Genomic DNA, 19,151 nt, shown 5'->3' on the forward strand with positions numbered 1-19,151 from the left:
GCGGGAGTGTACAATGTGATTTTAACCCAAGGAACGAATGTGAAAACACTTCGCGTGGTGAAACGTTAATTCCAAAGATTACCTTCATAAATTAGGCCGCTCAATGAGCGGCCTTTTTTATTGCTATATTTTTTGTTGTTTTAGAAATTAGTTTGTCGTATTGAAGGCACAAAAAAAAAGAGCTGTTTAAAAACAACTCCTTTTTTTATCTGTATAATTCTTTATGCTTTTCTTTTATTTCCTTTTAAAAGATAATATCCATACACCAAAGCTACAAACGTCAACATATATAACTTTGTATCTATAGGGGCAGGGGCAGGGTCATTACCCTCTAAGCCACCGTCACCTTCATCTCCAGGTTCTTGGGCAAAAGTAGTCATAGTATTAAATAAAACTATTCCTAAAACGGTTAAATAAACTAACTTATTTTTCATCTTTTCAGATTTTGATGGCACAAAGATAGAATCATTTTTTAAAATACATCTAAAATAGGCAAAAAATCGTTTAAAACGGACTAAGTAGCGATTAAAGTAATCCTTTAGTTATTCAGATTCCGATGTGAAAAATAATTTCACACTAGGATATTTACTTTGTGTCATTTGTATCGTAAAATCAGAATCAGCTAAAAACACTAATTGTCCGTATTTGTCCTGCGCTAGAAATTTTTGTTTGATGCGTTTAAATTCGGCAAACTCCTCATTTTTAGCATCTTCGGGTTTCACCCAACATGCTTTATGAACCGGGAAGTTCTCGTACGAACATTTGGCACCGTATTCATGTTCCAAACGGTATTGAATAACTTCATATTGTAAGGCTCCAACTGTTCCAATAACTTTACGGTTATTCATTTCCAACGTAAACAACTGCGCTACCCCCTCATCCATTAACTGGTCGATCCCTTTTTCTAATTGTTTTGCCTTCATGGGGTCGGCATTGTTGATGTAACGAAAATGCTCAGGCGAAAAACTTGGAATTCCTTTGAAATTCATCATTTCACCTTCTGTCAATGTATCGCCAATCTTGAAGTTCCCGGTATCATGTAAGCCCACGATATCCCCTGGATAGGAGATATCTATAATTTCTTTTCGTTCAGCAAAAAAAGCATTTGGACTCGAAAATTTCAATGTTTTTTCCAGCCGAACATGGGTGTAGGGTTTGTTGCGTTCAAAGGTGCCCGATACAATCTTCACAAAAGCCAATCGGTCTCGATGCTTTGGGTCCATATTGGCATGAATTTTAAACACAAATCCCGATAACTTTTCTTCATCGGGTTGCACCAATCGTGTATCAGATTCTTTAGGTCTTGGACTCGGTGCAATTTCAATAAAACAGTCCAACAACTCACGCACGCCAAAGTTGTTGAGCGCGGATCCAAAGAAGACAGGTTGCAAATTTCCTTCGAGATAGGCCTCACGATTGAATTCGGGATAGACTTCTTGAATCAGTTCCAGTTCGTCACGTAATTTGGCAGCCGCTTTTTCACCAACCACCTGATCGAGTTCGTTGCTTTTTATGTCGTTTATTTCAATAACATCTTCTATATTTTTACGGCTATCGCCACTGAATAGATTGATATTCTTTTCCCACAAATTATAAATCCCTTGAAAATCATAACCCATTCCAATTGGAAAACTCATTGGGGTAACTTGAAGTCCGAGTTTTTTCTCAACTTCATCCATCAAATCAAAGGCATCTTTACCTTCACGATCCAATTTATTGATGAACACTATAATCGGGATTTTACGCATGCGACATACGGAAACCAATTTTTCTGTTTGTTCTTCAACTCCTTTTGCCACATCAATGACCACGATTACACTGTCTACTGCGGTTAGCGTTCGAAAGGTATCCTCCGCAAAATCTTTGTGCCCGGGGGTATCTAGAATGTTAATTTTTTTATCCTTATAGTTAAAAGCTAAAACCGAAGTAGCCACAGAGATTCCTCTTTGGCGCTCAATTTCCATAAAGTCACTGGTGGCTCCTTTTTTTATTTTATTGCTTTTCACTGCTCCAGCCTCTTGAATAGCTCCTCCAAAAAGTAAAAGTTTTTCGGTTAGGGTTGTTTTCCCTGCATCAGGGTGAGAAATAATCCCAAACGTTCGTCTACGCGCTATTTCCTGTGTAAAATTCATAACTTTAAAATTGGCAGCAAAAATAGTGTTTCTTTGCCAAAACGTTATGCAAACCAAGTGGAAAAACACCCTTGAAATAGTGTTAATAAATTTTTGTTAATAGTCGGGTACAACCTTGTGTAATAGTGCTGTTTTGTTACTTTTGTTGATTCTAATTTACGCTCTTAAGCGCTTACAAAAAATAATAATTTCTATGATGCGAATGAAAATAAGCTCTCTACTATTGGTGTTTTTTGCCGTTTTATCGGTACATTCTCAGCAGCAAAATACAGCCAAAGAAGTTCTTTTTACTATTAATGAACAACCGTATTACACTGACGAGTTCTTACGTGTATACCGTAAGAATTTAGATTTGGTAAAAGATGAGTCTCAAAAAGATTTGAATCAATATTTGGACTTATACATCGGATATAAGTTGAAAGTGAACAAGGCTTTTAAATTAGGATTGCAACAAGGAAGTGCCTATCAAAACGAATTAAAGTCATACCGTACGCAACTTTCGAAGACCTATTTAATGGATTCAAAAGTTACGCAAGCTTTGATGGATGAAGGGTATGAGCGCTTGCAAAAAGAAGTTAATGCTTCTCATATTTTATTGATGGTAGATGAAAACGCGGCCCCTGCCGATACCCTAGCTACTTATCAAAAAGCAATGGCCATTCGTGATCGTATTGTCAAAGGAGGTGAGGATTTTGGTGCGGTGGCTGAGGAAACTTCTCAGGATCCTTCTGCGAAAGAAAACAAAGGGAATTTAGGCTATTTTACCGCCTTTCGAATGGTTTATGCCTTCGAAAACGGGGCGTACAAAACATCTTTGGGTAAAGTATCCTTGCCGGTACGCTCTCGTTTTGGGTATCACTTGATCAAAGTAAACGATATTCGAAATAACCGTGGAGAAATTTCGGTTTCCCATATTATGGTACTCAAACCGAAAGAGGGAGAGGATCCCTTAAAAGCCAAAACTAAAATCGATGAGATTTATCAAAAAATACAACAAGGTGAAAGTTTCGAGGAGTTGGCTAAACAATTATCTGAAGACAAATCATCCTCAACCAAAGGCGGTCTGTTGAATAAATTTGCTTCGGGTCAGTTGAGTTCTGAATTTTTTGAAAATGAAGCATTTTCTTTGAGTAAAGAGCAGCCGTTGTCCAAGCCATTTGAAACCGCATACGGTTGGCATATCGTTAAATTCAACGAAAAGTATCCGTTACGCAGTAAAGATGAAATGAAGGCTGAGTTGGAAACAAAAATAGCGCGTGATGATCGCTCGCGTAAAATAAGCGATGCTTTAGCGGTAAAATTACGTCAAAAGTACCCGATGAAGCGGGATAATAAATTATATAAAGAACTGGTCAAAACCCTTGATGATAGTTTTTATAAAGGGGAGTGGAAAATGCCTGCCGATTTGACAAAGTATCAAGGTGCGCTTTTTACCGTGGGGACAAAAGCAATTACTGGGGGCAACTTTTTGGACTACCTCTACACACAACAAAAAAATGCGGCTGGGTTGAAGCCTGTGACGAAGTTGGCCGACTATTATTTTGATCGTTTTGCGGATGAACAGCGTGCCACTTATAACAACGAGAATTTAGAAAATGACCATCCCGAATTTGCGGCAATTATGAATGAATACCGTGATGGATTACTCTTATTTGATTTGATGGAAAAAGAGATTTGGCAACGATCCAAAACGGATACTATAGGGCTAACCGCTTTTTACGAAAACAACAAGCAGAAATATGTTTGGAAAACGCGTTATGATGCGGAAGTATTTTCTTCTACACAACCCGATGTAATAAAAAAAGTCATGGGGATGTTAAAAAAAGGAGCCACTGCACAAGCGATTAAAGACAAGTTCAATACGGCCGATAAGTTAAATGTAATGATGTATGATGGGATTTATGAAGATGGGGTTGATGCCCTTCCCAAAAATGTGAGTCCCGATCTTAAAGTAACCGAAGTCTCTCAAAAAGGAGAATATTATTATGTAACACGCATCCGAAAAGTCATTCCTGCGGGGATTAAGACGTTGGAAGAATGTAAAGGCCGCGTGACCAACGAATACCAACAATACCTCGAGCAAAATTGGATTAATGAACTGAAGAAAGAGTTTACCATTAAGGTGAATAATGACGTTTTTGAACGGGTAAAACAACAAATAAAGAAATAAACATCCATGAATAATACTCTTTCCTTCTTTCGAATCCTCAGTGTTTTCCTTTTTTCAGTAGTAGCTATGTCTGCTCAGGAAATTATACCCGAAAAGCAGCCTGAAAAACCTACAGAAAAACAAATTCGAAAAAAACGTATCGATGGTATTGTCGCCACAGTGGGTGATTATAATATTTTGGATTCTGAAATTGACAAGACCTATCTTGAAATTGAGAGTCAAGGGCAATCCACCAAGGATATTACCCGCTGTCAGATTCTTGGGAAATTGATGGAAGAAAAATTGTATGCACATCAAGCCATTCAAGATTCTATTCAAGTGAAAGATGAAGATGTCAAAGAACGGATGAATCAACAAATTGACTACATGGTTGAACAGTTAAAATCCATGGATGCGGTGGTCAAATACTTTAAGAAAGACAATGAAGATGAGTTCCGTACCGAATTGTTTGACATTCTTAAGCAGCAACAGTTGGCTTCAGAAATGACTAAAAAAATTGTAAGTGCTGTTGAAATTACTCCAGAAGAAACCCGCACCTTTTTCAAAAGTCTTTCCAAAGATGATCTGCCTCTTATTGGCGCTGAAGTTGAAGTCGCACGAATTGTCATCAATCCCAAAGTAAGTGACGAAGAGAAAAAGGTGGTCATTGATCGCTTGAAGGAAATTAAAAACGAAGTCCTCAACGGAGCAAGTTTTACTACCAAAGCTGTTTTATATACAGAAGATCCAGGATCACGTTCGACGGGAGGGTATTATAAAATGAATAAAAAGACACCTTTTGTCAAAGAGTTTAAAGATGTAGCCTTCTCACTTCAGGAAGGGGAAATTTCGGAGCCTTTTGAAACTGAATTTGGATACCATATCATTTTCTTGGAAAAAATTCGCGGTCAAGATTTAGAGATTCGCCATATTTTATTAAAACCCAAAGTAACGAGTGCTTCGCTCAAAGAGGCGCGTGAAAAAGCAGAGTTAGTGCGGAAGCGTATTGCCGATAAAGAGCTGACTTTTGAGGAAGCGGCTCGTAAGTTTTCGGATGAAAAAGAGACGCGTGCCAACGGTGGCGTTTTAATCAATCCCAAAACGCAAGATACCCACTTTGAATTGACCAAAATGGATCCCGAAATGTACGGACAAGTGTCCAATTTGAAGGGGGGCGAAATGACACAAGTATTATTTGACGATGACGGACGCAACGGAAAACGTTACATCATTATGTCAGTTACTTCCAAAATGGAGGAGCATTTGGCTGATTTTAGTAAAGATTACACGAAGATTCGTGAGCTTGCGCTAAAAGAAAAGCAGTTAAAAGCGATCGCCAAGTGGTTTGATGAAAAAATCAAAGAAACGTATATCAAAATCAATGCGGAATACCGCGACTGTAAATTCACCAACAATTGGTTAAAACAATAATTTAAACGCATTCCTATGTCAGATGTAACGGCTATTCAAAATCTTGTCGAAAAACGGAATCAGTTAAAAACCGAAATTGGAAAAGCGATTGTCGGCCAAGATGCTGTTGTTGATCAAATTTTACTTAGTATCTTTTCAGGGGGGCATGCTTTACTCGTTGGGGTTCCCGGTTTGGCCAAAACATTAATGGTGAATACCATCGCTCAGGCGTTGGGCTTGCATTTTAAACGGATACAATTTACACCCGATTTGATGCCTTCTGATATTTTAGGAAGTGAAATTTTGGATGAAAACCGACAATTTAAGTTTATCAAAGGTCCTGTTTTCTCCAATATTATTTTGGCAGATGAAATTAACCGAACCCCACCCAAGACGCAAGCGGCACTTTTAGAAGCGATGCAAGAGCGTGCGGTAACTATTGCGGGGGTTAACCATAAATTGGACTTGCCCTATTTTGTGTTGGCAACCCAAAATCCCATCGAGCAAGAAGGAACCTATCCTTTGCCTGAGGCGCAATTGGACCGATTTATGTTTGCGATCAAACTAGAATATCCCACTTTTGAGGAAGAAGTTCAAGTGGTTAAGTCCACCACCAACGACCAAAAGCCCGAAATCAATGCCTTATTTACCGCTCAAGAGATTATCGATTTTCAACAATTAATTCGCCGTATTCCTGTGGCGGATAATGTGATTGAGTATGCGGTGAGTTTGGTCAATAAAACCCGCCCCGGTGGCACTATGGCCGACGCCTATGTGAAGAATTATTTGGATTGGGGCGCAGGTCCTCGGGCTTCTCAAAATTTAATCTTAGCGGCCAAAGCCCATGCCGCATTTCAAGGAAAGTTTTCCCCTGATCGTGAGAATGTTCAAGCGGTGGCAGAAGGTATTTTACGTCACCGTATCATTAAGAATTATAAAGCCGATGCGGAGGGAATTACTGAAGAAATGATTATTCAAAAACTGTTGTAATGGGACGAAAGTTCGTTGCATTGATTCCAGAATTCCTGCTTTTTGGAGTGGCTCTTTTTTGGTTTCTAGAGCATTACTTGGGTTCTGGAACCGTTTATTATCCTGCCTTGCTAGTCGGACTCATTATAGGCATCAGTATTTTTTGGAAAAAGCGCATGCTTCAATTTCTTCTAGCGGGTAGTGCTTTCGTTTTCTCAGGCTATTACACCTATGTGTTTTTTCAAATTTGGACCAATCGTTCGGAGGGGCAAGGTTTGAATGCAATGCTCTATTTTATATTAATTCTTGTTTTAATCACTTTGTTTTCGGGTCTTTCCTTGGTTTATAAAGCCCTAAAAAAGGAAATGAATTTATAACGGTTCTTCTTCACTCTATTTTTTTAGTTAAAAAAATCAACTTATTTTAATTTTTATTTCAATTATTCCCTTTTTAATAAAAATCATATAGCAATACTATGGTTTTAGCAAATTATTTCTTCCGATAAAGATATTTGATTAAAAATTTTTTAAAGAATATCGATTTCGTAAATTTGCGTTGCAAACAAATAAACCTTTATGTATGGCTTTTGATATTGAAATGATAAAAAAGGTGTATGCCAACATGCCGCAACGTGTGGATAAAGCACGTGAATTGGTAGGTCGTCCGCTTACACTTTCGGAAAAGATTTTATATGCTCACTTATGGGAAGGAACTCCTTCGCAAGCTTTTTCAAGAGGAAAAGATTATGTTGATTTTGCACCAGACCGGGTAGCCTGTCAAGATGCAACCGCACAAATGGCATTGTTACAATTCATGCATGCAGGGAAATCAAAAGTAGCCGTTCCAACAACGGTTCACTGTGACCACTTGATCCAAGCCAAAGTGGGTGCAAAAACGGACTTAGCGGTAGCCAATTCTCAATCCAAAGAAGTATTTGATTTCTTATCTTCCGTTTCAAATAAATACGGTATCGGATTCTGGAAGCCAGGTTCGGGAATTATTCACCAGATCGTTTTAGAAAATTATGCTTTTCCAGGCGGTATGATGATTGGTACCGATTCACATACGGTAAATGCAGGAGGTTTAGGAATGTTGGCTATTGGTGTAGGAGGTGCTGATGCCGTAGATGTAATGTCAGGCATGTCTTGGGAATTGAAGTTCCCTAAATTGATCGGGGTAAAACTTACCGGTAAATTGAACGGTTGGACCGCTCCTAAAGATGTAATTTTGAAAGTGGCCGATATTCTAACGGTAAAAGGTGGAACGGGAGCTATTGTTGAATATTTCGGCGAAGGAGCCTTAGCAATGTCTTGTACAGGTAAAGGAACTATTTGTAATATGGGTGCCGAAATCGGAGCTACTACTTCGACTTTTGGATATGATGATTCAATGCGTCGTTATTTGATTGCTACGGGTCGCCAAGATGTAGTTGATGCTGCCGATCAAGTAGCTTCGTATTTGACAGCCGATCCTGAAGTATATGCTAATCCTGAGTCGTATTTCGACCAATTGATAGAAATTAATCTTTCGGAATTAGAGCCCCATATCAACGGACCCTTCACGCCCGATCGCGGAACACCTGTTTCAAAAATGAAAGATGAGGCCGCTAAAAATGGTTGGCCATTGAAAGTAGAGTGGGGGTTAATTGGATCTTGTACGAACTCTTCTTACGAAGATATGTCACGTGCTGTTTCTATTGTTGAACAAGCTGTGGCGAATAATGTTACTCCAAAAGCCGAGTTTGGTATTAATCCAGGTTCAGAGCAGATTCGTTTTACAATCGAGCGTGATGGTATTTTGGCTGCTTTTGAAAAAATGGGAACCAAAGTATTTACGAATGCGTGTGGTCCTTGTATCGGTCAGTGGGATCGTGAAGGTGCTGATAAAGGCGAGAAAAACACCATTGTGCATTCGTTCAACCGTAACTTTTCTAAACGTGCCGATGGAAATCCAAACACCCATGCTTTCGTAACTTCACCTGAGATGGTGGCGGCATTGGCTATTTCAGGTCGTTTGGACTTTAATCCGATTACCGATACGTTATTGAATGATAACGGAGAAGCGATTAAATTAAATCCACCTGTGGGTGATGAATTACCCAACCGTGGTTTTGATGTAGAGGATGCAGGATACCAAGCGCCTGCGTCTGACGGAAGTGCTGTTGAAGTTGTGGTTTCGCCTACTTCAGAGCGTTTACAATTATTGGATCCCTTTACTCCTTGGAATGGACAAAACATTACAGGAGCTAAGTTGTTGATTAAAGCGTTTGGAAAATGTACCACCGACCACATTTCGATGGCGGGTCCTTGGTTGCGTTTCCGTGGTCACTTGGATAATATTTCTAATAATATGTTAATTGGTGCTGAAAATGCTTTCAATGGAAAAGCAAATTCTGTGAAAAATCAGTTAACTGGCGCCTATGATGAAGTGCCAAAAGTACAACGTGCATACAAAGCTGCCGGTATTCCATCGATTGTAGTTGGAGACCAAAACTATGGTGAGGGATCATCGCGTGAACATGCAGCTATGGAACCAAGACACTTAGGGGTTTCGGCTGTTTTGGTAAAATCATTTGCTCGAATTCACGAAACCAATCTTAAGAAGCAAGGGATGTTGGCGCTAACTTTTGCCAACGAAGCTGATTACGATAAAATCCTAGAAGACGATACATTCAACTTTGTGGACTTGACAGCATTCGCGCCAGGAAAGCCCTTATCAATTGAAGTGGTTCATGCTGATGGGTCTAAAGAAACGATCTTGGCTAATCACAGTTACAATGAGGGTCAAATCGAATGGTTTAAAGCGGGTTCAGCCTTGAATCTTATTGCTGCCGCTGGGAAAGCCTAAACGGTTAGTAATACATTTGCAATAAAAAAACGCCCCTTGCACAAGGGGCGTTTTTCGTAATAACCTAAAACAAAATATAATATGAGCATTATTGTTCAATGGCAATAGCACTTTGTGCTCTACTCGTGGGGACGTCGGGACGAACGGGTCTATACACCTCGGTTATTCCATTGCTCCGTACTACAGTATCATAATGAAATTCCACAGATGTCAACCGATCGATTTCTTTGATGATACAACTCCCCGATACTTTAGCGCCCTCAACTTCAAGCGTAATCCAAGCTCCAGAGATGGGTTTGTTTTGGGTAAAGTATTGAAACATCGCTTTGGAAATAGGTTCCACCAAATCTGCTCGAGCATGAAATGTACTTACAATTACAGTATGACCACTTTGGTAACGAACGATATATTCCATACCATTTTTGCCATAAGCATAAGGTTTGATTGTGTTCCCTTGTGCAAAACGTTGTCCCATACTCATCATCCCCATAATAAGAATGATAATGTATCGCATAGATTCGTAGGTTAAGTTACAATTCGATTTGGGGCTGAATTGTTAAACGTGTTCACATTCTTGAATCAAGTATACGAACAAAATCGATAAAAGTAAAATAAAATCGATAAAAAGTAATTATTGTATATAAATGTAATAAAATACTTACTTTATATTTTGCTGTAATAAAAAACTCCCCGCTTGGAGGAGTTTAAAAAAATATGTAGACTATTTTTTAATCTTGATACATTCGGTGCACTTCGATGATGCCATTTGGCCATTCGATTTTCTCAAAGTGAAACTCGACTGCCGTAAGTTTTCCTTTTTTAATTACTACACATTTACCCGTTACTTTTGCATTTTCTCCTTCAATAGTTACTGTTACAGGTTCGGAAACATGATTGCGTAAATTATCCCAATAATAGTGGAAAACCTTTTGTGCAATGTCTTCTTTGATGCTGAGTTTTGAATTGTACGTGCTCACTATAATGGTCTCTTTGGATGATGTGGCTATCAATTCCATGCCATTATAGCCGTACCGATACATTTTAACGCTATGCTCATTACCTGAGTTTTGTGCTGTTGCCAATGAAGCAAACAACAGCAGCATTAGGGTGGTGCATTGTTTCATACATTAGTAGTTTGGGGTCTATCTAAAAGCGAATGTAAGAAAATTTATAAAAAAAGAAACAACAATGCGTTGAATTGTAGTATTTTTCGGATTATTTCAAAAAAAAGTCCAGTGCTTAAGGAGCACTGGACTTTTTTTTACGAATTAATAACTATTAATAGTACGTATAGCGTCGTACTTTAGAAATGTATTTTGCTAGGCGTATAACCTGATGACTGTATCCATATTCGTTGTCATACCACACATACAACACAATATTTTTTCCATCTCCTGAAACGATTGTAGCGTTGCTGTCATAAATTGATGGGGCTGAAGTGCCTACAATATCAGAAGACACCAATTCGTTATTGAGCGAGTATTTAATTTGCTCCACTAATTCGCCTTCTAAGGCATACTTCCGCATGATATTGTTGACTTCTTCAACGGTAGTGGTTTTTCCCACTTCCAAATTCAATACGACCAACGAGCCATTGGGCACGGGAACGCGAATCGCATTGGAAGTCAGTTTTTCAGCCAAACTCGGTAAGGCTTTTGCGACAGCACTTCCTGCTCCCGTTTCGGTAATCACCATATTGAGAGCCGCTGCTCTTCCGCGACGGTATTTTTTGTGCATGTTATCTACCAAATTCTGATCGTTGGTGTAGGCATGTATTGTTTCTAAATGTCCTTTCACTACACCAAGGGTATCTTCAATGGCTTTCAAAACGGGTGTGATTGCATTAGTGGTACACGACGCTGCGGAATAAATTTTAACTTCATCCGGATTGTAATCGTTGTGATTTACTCCGTGAACAATATTGGGCACACCTTTTCCAGGCGCTGTAAGCAATACTTTTTCAACGCCTTTGGATATCAAATGTCTTTTTAACGCTTCCTCTGTAGTAAACGCCCCCGTATTATCAATGACTAAAGCATCTTCAATCCCGAATTGGGTATAATCAATTTCCTCGGGACCTGAGGCTGTGATGATATGTACCGTTGTTCCATTGATAACAAGTGCATTATTATCGATATCGGCAGAAACAGATCCTTCAAAATCGCCATGTACTGAGTCATAACGCAACAATGAAGCTCTTTTTTCCAACGACTGCGCATCGTTGCGATCACGGGTTACGATGGCGCGTAAACGCAATTGCTCGCCTTTACCAATTTTACTCATCATTTCTCGAGCGAGTAAACGACCAATACGGCCAAAACCATACAACACCACATCTTTAGGTTTGATTTCCTGTGATTTTTTGGAGTCTTTTAGACGATCAATCACAAAAGCACGTGGATCGTGAACGGTATTAGTCTCTAAATGAAATTCGAAAGTAAGCTTCCCAATGTCAATTCGCGATGGCGGTAAATCAAGATTAGATAAGGCTTTTGCAATTTCAACAGTATCAAAAACATTAATCGGTTTTTGAATGAATTCCCCCGCATATTCATGCAAGTTCATTACATCGCTAACATTTCGATTCAACAAAGGATTGCGGAAGAAGATTAACTCTATGGATTTATCATACCATAAATCACTCACAATTTTGATGATGTCGATGGCTGCTTTTCTTCGGTCAACTTGAAAAGCAAGTTCCTTTTCGTACTGTTGGTTTGTTGTCATGATTGAAAAGATAAAGTGGAGTTGTGTTTTTTTGAATTTGGTGCAAAAGTAATTAACGATAACGTTTTCGTAAAATTATTTGAAACATTTTTTTCAAAAAAAATAGCCACCCGTACATTCGAATGGCTATTGTTTTGTCTTCGAGATTTTTGTTAAATAATAAAGCGTAAAATCTGACCATTTTTGGTAAGTAAACGGATACTAGCGCCTTCGCGGTCATCTTTGTTTCCGAGCATTTTGGATACTGCCTCTACATCGGCCGCGTTCGTATTATCAATACTCAAAATAATACTACCAATCAGTTCGTCTTTGTACGGTAGTAATCGCTCATTGGTCACATTTTTAATCCGCACTCCCGATTCAATGTTGTATCTTTTTTTATCGGCTGCCGATAGATTTTCCAATTCCAAACCTCTAAATTCTGTATTGATTACATCGTTTTTAACTAAGGTAACTGGAATAACCTTTGTTTGACCTTCTCGAATAACCGTAACATTGATTTTGTCGTTGGGTCGTTTGGTATTCAAATAACCCGTCAACTCAGGATACGTAGTTATCTTTTGGTTGTCCAATTTTACAATAACATCGCCTTTTTTGATGCCTGCTTTGGACGCCCCCGAATTTTCAATCACATTGGTAATGTAATAACCTTCTGTTTGCTTGATGCCCAACTCTTTGGCACGAACCCCATTCAGTTCATTTCCAACGGCGCCCAAAACACCGCGTTGTACATTCCCAAATTCCATGATGTCTTCAATGATTTTTCGGGTAATGTTGGAAGGTACGGCAAAAGAGTATCCCGCATAACTTCCTGTAGGGGACGAAATCATCGTATTGATTCCAATCAACTCGCCACGCGTATTGACCAAAGCACCGCCACTATTTCCAGGATTCACCGCAGCATCTGTTTGAATAAAGGATTGAATGCCATTGGTGTCCAAATTACGCGCTTTTGCCGATACAATACCCGCTGTTACGGTTGAGGTTAGATTGTACGGATTTCCTACCGCCAACACCCATTCCCCTACACGAACTTGATCTGAATCAGCAAAGGTAGCATAGGGGAGTTTCTCATCGGCATCAATTTTTAACAAAGCGATGTCCATTTTAGAATCGGTTCCAATTAACTTCGCCTTGTATACCTTTTTATTGTTTAAGGTCACCTCAAGTTGATTGGCGTCTTTGATGACATGGTTATTGGTCACAATATAACCATCTTGCGAAATAATTACGCCCGAACCGGTGCCGATTTGCTCTTGTTGAATGCCGCCGCGCGAGCCATAAAAAAATTCACGAATCGGGTCGTAAACAGTACGAACCGAAACATTTTTAACGTGAACTACGGTATGTACCGCTTGATCGGCAGCCGATGTGAAATCTATATTTTCAGCTCCCAAGGCCACATTTCGTGCTCCATATTGAGGCGCCATAGTCACAATCGAATTCCCATTGCGATTGGATTCAAAAAATAGTTTATACCCTACCAAAGTGGTCGCTCCACTAAAAAAGGCTAGGAATAATAACACACTATATCGTTTCATACATCAAATTTTTATATACAATTTAACCTCAAAATTATAAAATTATTACGTGGTCATTTTTCCTTTAACGCTCGTTTAACATTGTTTGGCGTGCCTTTAATATTTGTAACTTTGTACTTTAGGTTCGTATAAAAATGACTATTCCCTTTTACAAATACCACGGCACAGGAAACGACTTTATAATGATTGACAACCGTCAACTCACGTTTCCCAAAAATGATACCAAAACCATCCAATATATGTGCGACCGTCGCTTTGGCATTGGAGCCGATGGGTTGATTCTGTTAGAAAGTGAAAATTTGACCGACTCGTCTGCCGAAAAGGTCGATTTTAAAATGGTGTATTACAATGCCGACGGACAAGAGAGTAGCATGTGTGGAAACGGAGGGCGTTGTTTGACCGCTTTTGCCAAAAAGTTGGGCATTATACAAGAGAAAGCTACTTTTTTGGCTGTTGATGGTTTGCATCATGCAACGATTTCCGATTCAGATGTGGTCTCACTACAAATGATAGATGTAAACGAAATTTCGTTTCAACCCGATTATGTTTTTCTCAACACGGGTTCGCCGCATCATGTAACCTTGGTCGACGATTTGAATCAGCTTGATGTAAAAAAAGAAGGGGCAGCCATTCGGTATTCAAAATTGTACGGACAGGCGGGCAGTAATGTCAATTTTGTGCAACCATTGAGCGATAATCATTTTCGATTGCGAACCTATGAACGGGGAGTAGAAGATGAAACGCTGTCTTGCGGAACGGGTGCTACAGCCGTTGCCATTGCCATGCAAGCGCTGGGAAAAACGAATGCCTTTTGGATTGATTTAGAAGTAGAAGGAGGGAAGCTACAAGTTTCCTTTACGGTAGTGGATGGAAAATACACCCAAGTGCATTTAATCGGACCGGCTGCTTTTGTTTTTGAAGGAAAAATAGAACTCTGATGCAAACATTACGCGGACATTCAGTTTATCTACGTGCCTTAGAGCCTGAGGATTTAGAATTTTTATATGCTATTGAAAATGACGAATCCATTTGGGAGGTGAGTCATACCCTCACGCCCTATAGTCGGTTTTTGATTCGGCAATATTTAGAAAACGCGCATCAAGATATTTTTGAAGTCAAACAGCTTCGTTTAGCCATTTGTTTGCAGGAATCGGAGACGGCTATTGGCTTGATTGATCTTTTCGATTTTGACCCAGTGCATCGACGTGCAGGAATTGGCATCCTTATCAAAAATGAAGATGATCGCGGTAAGGGCCTAGGAAAAGAAGCCTTGGAGTTATTGATCAAGTATGCTTTTCATTACCTACAATTGCATCAAGTCTATGCAAATATTAGCGTAGAAAATACCGCAAGCATAGCTCTTTTTACTACATTTGGCTTTCAAAAAATTGGCCTGAAAAAAGATTGGATTTATCGAAACGGGCAGTATTTGGATGAAGCACTTTATCAATTGATTCAAAACAAAAACAACGAACATGTTTGCGAATAAGAAAAAACTACTTTACATCCTTGGAGGTTTGGCTTTGCTTATAGGAATAGCGGGTTACCTGCGTTTTTTTGCTTCCAATACTACTTTCAATGAAAATGAGAAATGGGTTACTATTCCTACAGGGTCTACCTTTGAAGATGTCAAAAAAATAATGGCGCCCTACATCAACGGTATGGGCGGTTTTGAAAATATGGCGGCGCTTCGTCGTTACGACAAAAATGTGAAGCCCGGCCGGTTTTTATTGGAGAAAGGAATGGGGAACTTCGGTTTGGTGGCCGCTTTACGTCACAACAGACCCGTAAAACTAACCTTCAACAACCAAGAACGTTTGGAGGATTTGTGTGTGCGTTTTAGTCAGCAGATTGAACCCGATACGACCCAACTTATGAAGGTGTTTCGGGATAGTGTATTTTTAAAAGAAAATGGTTTTACCAAAGAAAATGTGATGGCGATGTTCATTCCCAATTCGTATGAATTTTATTGGAATGTTTCGGCGGAGAAATTTCGCGATAAAATGCTCCAAGAATACAAGCGTTTTTGGAATGCCGATCGGGTAGCTAAGGCTGAAAAACTTGGGATGTCTCCAGTTGAAGTGATTACGCTTGCCTCCATTGTACACAAAGAAACCGTTAAAAAAGATGAACGTCCTCGCGTTGCTGGTGCCTATTTGAATCGTCTTAATCAAGGAATGCCATTGCAAGCGGATCCCACAGTTATTTATGCGTTGAAGTTACAGTCCAATGATTTTACGCAAGTGATTAAAAGGGTTTTATTTGCCGATTTATCGTTAGACTCACCCTACAATACCTATGTGTTTCCAGGATTACCTCCTGGCCCGATTGCCATGCCTGACATCTCCGCCATTGATGCGGTCTTACATCCTGAAAAACACAATTTTATCTTCTTCTGTGCAAGTGTCGATCGTTTTGGTTATCATGAATTTGCGTCTTCCTATGCAGAGCATCAAGTCAATGCAAAACGTTACGCCGACTGGATTAATTCAACGGGTACAATTCGCTAGGAATGTTTCGGTGGTTGCTTTTATTTATTGGACTCTTTTCAGGGAGTCTTTATGCACAACAGGAACCGTTTTCATTTCTAAAACCATCGGACACCTTACATATTCCGCGTAGAAATGCCGTTGTTCTTTCTACCGCTGGATTAGCAACGTCGGCATTGGTTGGTCTCCATCAATTATGGTACAAAGCGTATCCCCAATCGCAATTTCATTTCATAAATGACAATGATGATTGGCTACAAATGGATAAAGCAGGTCATGTGTTTTCCTGTTACCATTTAAGTCGATTGGGCGCCGAATCGTTTCGCTGGGCAGGCATGTCGTCCAAAAGTCAGTTGCTCTATGGTTCTGCCTCCGCTTTAGCTTTTATGACGGTTGTGGAGGTTTTTGATGGGTTTTCTGCCGAATGGGGTGCCTCCTGGGGTGATGTTATTGCCAATACGTCAGGAACGGCTTTGTATGTGGGGCAAGAATTGCTGTGGAAGGAGCAGCGAATTGTTCCCAAGTTTTCCTTCCAACAAACCCATTTTGCGTCGCAACGCCCCACTATTTTAGGAGCAAGTTTTCAAGAGCAACTGCTCAAAGATTATAATGGACAAACGTACTGGTTGTCGTTTACGCTAGCCGATTTTTTTAAATCCACAAAAATTCCACCTTGGCTTAACATTGCCTTTGGATATGGAGCCGACGGAATGCTCGCCGGACGGAGTGAGTCAGTAGCGCTTTTAGAAGGAGCCAATGATATGCGTCAGCGGCAGTTTTATCTTAGTTTGGATATTAATCTAACCAAAATACGCACAAATAATAGACTTTTAAAGACCCTTTTTTCACTCTTTAATGTGGTGAAAATTCCAGCGCCAACCCTTGAATATCAAGCCTCCGGAAAGTGGATTGGGCATTGGATTTACTTTTAAGGATTAATTAACTGCCTGATATTCAAGTTTTATATTAAAAAAGTTCATATATTTGCCCCCGCTAATCAAGTGGTGACAGGGCTTGGAAAACACACTTTATGATCAGAAAATGGACGTATTACCTTACCATTTTACTTGTTATTGGATTTATTAGTTCCGCATTTAAACCGCTCGATGTTGAAGAACACGATTGGTTTCACATTAGTGAAGACGAGGAGTTGTTGTATCAATATCCTTCTTTAAACCCCTCAGATTATACCCACAATGCCATCCCTTTTACGGGAAAATATTTTATTGGTTTCCGTGAAGCACTTGCTTTTAAGGAATCACAAGGCAATTACCGAAAGGTAAATTCTAAAGGATTTATGGGAAAATATCAATTTGGGAAACAAACATTAGCCGCTATTGGGGTTCATAATCCTTCTGTATTTATGCGTAGTCCTGAAATGCAGGAAAAAGCCTTTGTAGTCTTATTGAAAAAACACAAATGGATATTGCAAGAGGAAATCAAATACTATCGTGGAAAAACCATTGATGGGGTCTATATTACCGAGTCAGGTATTTTAGCGGCAGCTCATTTGGGAGGGCCAGGTTCGGTACGTCGTTTCTTAGAATCGCAAGGGAAACGCAAATGCCGCGATGGCTATGGAACCTCGGTGAAGACTTATATGAAACGGTTTGCAGGATATGAAACTCACCAGATTAAAGCCGAGAAAAATCCGAAAGTAGATTAAAAAACAAACCTCCAAAAGGGAGGTTTTTTTATGTGTTTTTATGAAGTATGAATAACGTCGGTCGTTTGTCTAAGTCTACTTTACTTCGTTTCCAGTCCGCGATTCGTAAAGTTTTGATGTATTCGGTAGGAAGCGTAATATCAGTTGCTACACAAAGTAAGGTGTTGGGATGCAAGGTTTGTATTAAATCTTCCATGAGTTTGTTGTTTCGATACGGTGTTTCGATAAACAATTGCGACTGATTGCGTTCCAGAGAAAGACGTTCCCAGTTTTTTAAGGTAGTTTTCTTTTCACTTTTATCAATCGGTAAATACCCGTTGAAAGCAAAACTTTGGCCATTCATACCACTGGACATTAAAGCAAGTAAAATTGAGGATGGTCCCACCAAGGGAATCACTTGTATGCCTAATTCATGCGCTAATTTCACGATTACCGCCCCTGGATCTGCTACGCCTGGGCAACCGGCTTCACTCATCAAACCTACGGATATTCCTTCCAAACAAGGTTGAATCATGCTGCGGTGTTCTTGAACTTCAGTATGTTTGTTTAAGGTGCGAAGGTGTAAAGAAGGTTGCGATTTTTCAGGGGCAATTTTTTTGATAAATCGCCGGGCTGTTTTCTCGTTTTCAACCACATAATGATCTAAGGTTTCTATTACCCGTTGTACCGTGAAAGGCAATACTTCCATGGGGTTGTTGTCGCCGAGGGGAATAGGGATGAGGTAGAGTTTGCCTTTGGGATTTGATTCCATTAGCTCGATTTTTCCAATAAACGTTGCGCAATAATGTCTGTGGCTTCGTCAAGCATTTCATACACCATATCGAAACCATTTTGCAAACCGTAGTACGGATCGGGAACATCGACATTGTCGCCGGGAAACAAGGTGTTGAGAATCAAATCGACTTTTTGTTTGTGGGATTCGTTTTTTGCCAAGGCAATCACATCGTCGTAATTGGAATTGTCCATAACGAAAATAAAATCAAAGATGTCAAAGTCGCGAGAGGTAAATTGTCGGGCGCGTTGTTGCGCAATAGAGATCCCATTTTTCTCAGCAGTGGCTATGGATCGCGCATCGGGTTGACGTCCCACATGATAATTTCCCGTACCCGCCGAGTCCACGAAGAATAGATCTTGCGGTAATTTAGAGGCTAAAAGACCCTCTGCTAATGGAGAACGACAGATGTTTCCTAAGCAAACCATCAAAATTTTTACGGACATGAT

The 19,151-nt window shown here is 39.7% G+C and carries 18 protein-coding genes; 10 read left to right on the forward strand and 8 right to left on the reverse strand.

What is annotated here, in order from left to right:
• Window positions 1-221 precede the first annotated feature (221 nt).
• A complete protein-coding gene (locus Q0037_RS10800; protein ID WP_297518201.1) occupies window positions 222-434 on the reverse strand; it encodes a hypothetical protein in 213 nt (70 codons plus the stop codon).
• Window positions 435-542: 108 nt separating this feature from the next.
• Window positions 543-2,132 carry a peptide chain release factor 3 gene (locus Q0037_RS10805; RefSeq protein ID WP_297518204.1) on the reverse strand — a complete coding sequence of 530 codons (1,590 nt, stop codon included), beginning with the start codon at window positions 2,130-2,132 and terminating at the stop codon, window positions 543-545.
• Between the two features lie 193 nt (window positions 2,133-2,325).
• On the opposite strand from Q0037_RS10805, the gene Q0037_RS10810 reads away from it, so the two are divergent.
• The 5 genes from Q0037_RS10810 to Q0037_RS10830 all read left to right on the forward strand — a co-directional run bounded on the left by Q0037_RS10810 (window position 2,326) and on the right by Q0037_RS10830 (window position 9,507).
• Complete coding sequence (locus Q0037_RS10810) at window positions 2,326-4,302, forward strand: peptidylprolyl isomerase (RefSeq protein ID WP_297518205.1); 1,977 nt, start codon at window positions 2,326-2,328, stop codon at window positions 4,300-4,302.
• Window positions 4,303-4,308: 6 nt separating this feature from the next.
• Window positions 4,309-5,712: a peptidylprolyl isomerase gene (locus Q0037_RS10815; protein WP_297518208.1), complete on the forward strand. Its 1,404-nt coding sequence runs from the start codon at window positions 4,309-4,311 to the stop codon at window positions 5,710-5,712.
• 15 nt (window positions 5,713-5,727) lie between these two features.
• A complete protein-coding gene (locus tag Q0037_RS10820) occupies window positions 5,728-6,681 on the forward strand; it encodes a MoxR family ATPase (protein WP_297518211.1) in 954 nt (317 codons plus the stop codon).
• Window positions 6,681-7,037 carry a hypothetical protein gene (locus Q0037_RS10825; protein WP_297518214.1) on the forward strand — a complete coding sequence of 119 codons (357 nt, stop codon included), beginning with the start codon at window positions 6,681-6,683 and terminating at the stop codon, window positions 7,035-7,037. Before Q0037_RS10820 ends, Q0037_RS10825 begins: the two co-directional genes overlap by 1 nt.
• A gap of 202 nt (window positions 7,038-7,239) precedes the next feature.
• Window positions 7,240-9,507, forward strand: coding sequence for an aconitate hydratase (locus Q0037_RS10830; RefSeq protein ID WP_297518216.1), 2,268 nt, complete (start codon window positions 7,240-7,242; stop codon window positions 9,505-9,507).
• 88 nt (window positions 9,508-9,595) lie between these two features.
• On the opposite strand, the gene Q0037_RS10835 is transcribed toward Q0037_RS10830, so the two are convergent.
• The 4 genes from Q0037_RS10835 to Q0037_RS10850 all read right to left on the reverse strand — a co-directional run bounded on the left by Q0037_RS10835 (window position 9,596) and on the right by Q0037_RS10850 (window position 13,775).
• Window positions 9,596-10,021: a hypothetical protein gene (locus Q0037_RS10835; protein ID WP_297518218.1), complete on the reverse strand. Its 426-nt coding sequence runs from the start codon at window positions 10,019-10,021 to the stop codon at window positions 9,596-9,598.
• A 214-nt stretch (window positions 10,022-10,235) separates the two neighbouring features.
• A complete protein-coding gene (locus Q0037_RS10840; RefSeq protein ID WP_297518221.1) occupies window positions 10,236-10,631 on the reverse strand; it encodes a hypothetical protein in 396 nt (131 codons plus the stop codon).
• Window positions 10,632-10,785: 154 nt separating this feature from the next.
• Window positions 10,786-12,234: a glyceraldehyde-3-phosphate dehydrogenase gene (locus Q0037_RS10845; RefSeq protein ID WP_297518224.1), complete on the reverse strand. Its 1,449-nt coding sequence runs from the start codon at window positions 12,232-12,234 to the stop codon at window positions 10,786-10,788.
• 152 nt (window positions 12,235-12,386) lie between these two features.
• Window positions 12,387-13,775, reverse strand: a complete 1,389-nt coding sequence (locus Q0037_RS10850; protein ID WP_297518227.1) for a trypsin-like peptidase domain-containing protein — start codon at window positions 13,773-13,775, stop codon at window positions 12,387-12,389.
• Window positions 13,776-13,909: 134 nt separating this feature from the next.
• Here Q0037_RS10850 and dapF point away from each other — a divergent pair, with 134 nt between their 5' ends.
• From dapF to Q0037_RS10875, 5 genes are all read left to right on the forward strand, one after another.
• Window positions 13,910-14,713 (forward strand): diaminopimelate epimerase, encoded by an 804-nt coding sequence (dapF, locus tag Q0037_RS10855; protein WP_297518229.1) that lies wholly within the window; start codon window positions 13,910-13,912, stop codon window positions 14,711-14,713.
• Window positions 14,713-15,264, forward strand: a complete 552-nt coding sequence (locus tag Q0037_RS10860) for a GNAT family N-acetyltransferase (protein ID WP_297518232.1) — start codon at window positions 14,713-14,715, stop codon at window positions 15,262-15,264. Before dapF ends, Q0037_RS10860 begins: the two co-directional genes overlap by 1 nt.
• Entirely contained in the window at window positions 15,251-16,285 is a 1,035-nt protein-coding gene (mltG, locus tag Q0037_RS10865) for an endolytic transglycosylase MltG (RefSeq protein ID WP_297518235.1), read from the forward strand. The genes Q0037_RS10860 and mltG overlap by 14 nt, the downstream gene beginning before the upstream one ends.
• 2 nt (window positions 16,286-16,287) lie before the next feature.
• On the forward strand, window positions 16,288-17,196 hold the full coding sequence (locus tag Q0037_RS10870; RefSeq protein WP_297518238.1) for a DUF2279 domain-containing protein: 909 nt from the start codon (window positions 16,288-16,290) through the stop codon (window positions 17,194-17,196).
• A 98-nt stretch (window positions 17,197-17,294) separates the two neighbouring features.
• Window positions 17,295-17,930 carry a peptidoglycan-binding protein LysM gene (locus Q0037_RS10875; protein WP_297518241.1) on the forward strand — a complete coding sequence of 212 codons (636 nt, stop codon included), beginning with the start codon at window positions 17,295-17,297 and terminating at the stop codon, window positions 17,928-17,930.
• Window positions 17,931-17,958: 28 nt separating this feature from the next.
• Here the strand turns inward: Q0037_RS10875 and Q0037_RS10880 are convergent, their stop codons facing one another.
• Together Q0037_RS10880 and Q0037_RS10885 are read right to left on the reverse strand one after the other, a co-directional pair.
• Window positions 17,959-18,681, reverse strand: coding sequence for an SAM-dependent methyltransferase (locus Q0037_RS10880; RefSeq protein ID WP_297518244.1), 723 nt, complete (start codon window positions 18,679-18,681; stop codon window positions 17,959-17,961).
• Window positions 18,681-19,148 carry a low molecular weight protein-tyrosine-phosphatase gene (locus tag Q0037_RS10885; protein ID WP_297518247.1) on the reverse strand — a complete coding sequence of 156 codons (468 nt, stop codon included), beginning with the start codon at window positions 19,146-19,148 and terminating at the stop codon, window positions 18,681-18,683. Before Q0037_RS10885 ends, Q0037_RS10880 begins: the two co-directional genes overlap by 1 nt.
• Between the last annotated feature and the right edge of the window lie 3 nt (window positions 19,149-19,151).

Source organism: Flavobacterium sp., assembly GCF_027482425.1.
GTDB lineage: Bacteria > Bacteroidota > Bacteroidia > Flavobacteriales > Flavobacteriaceae > Flavobacterium.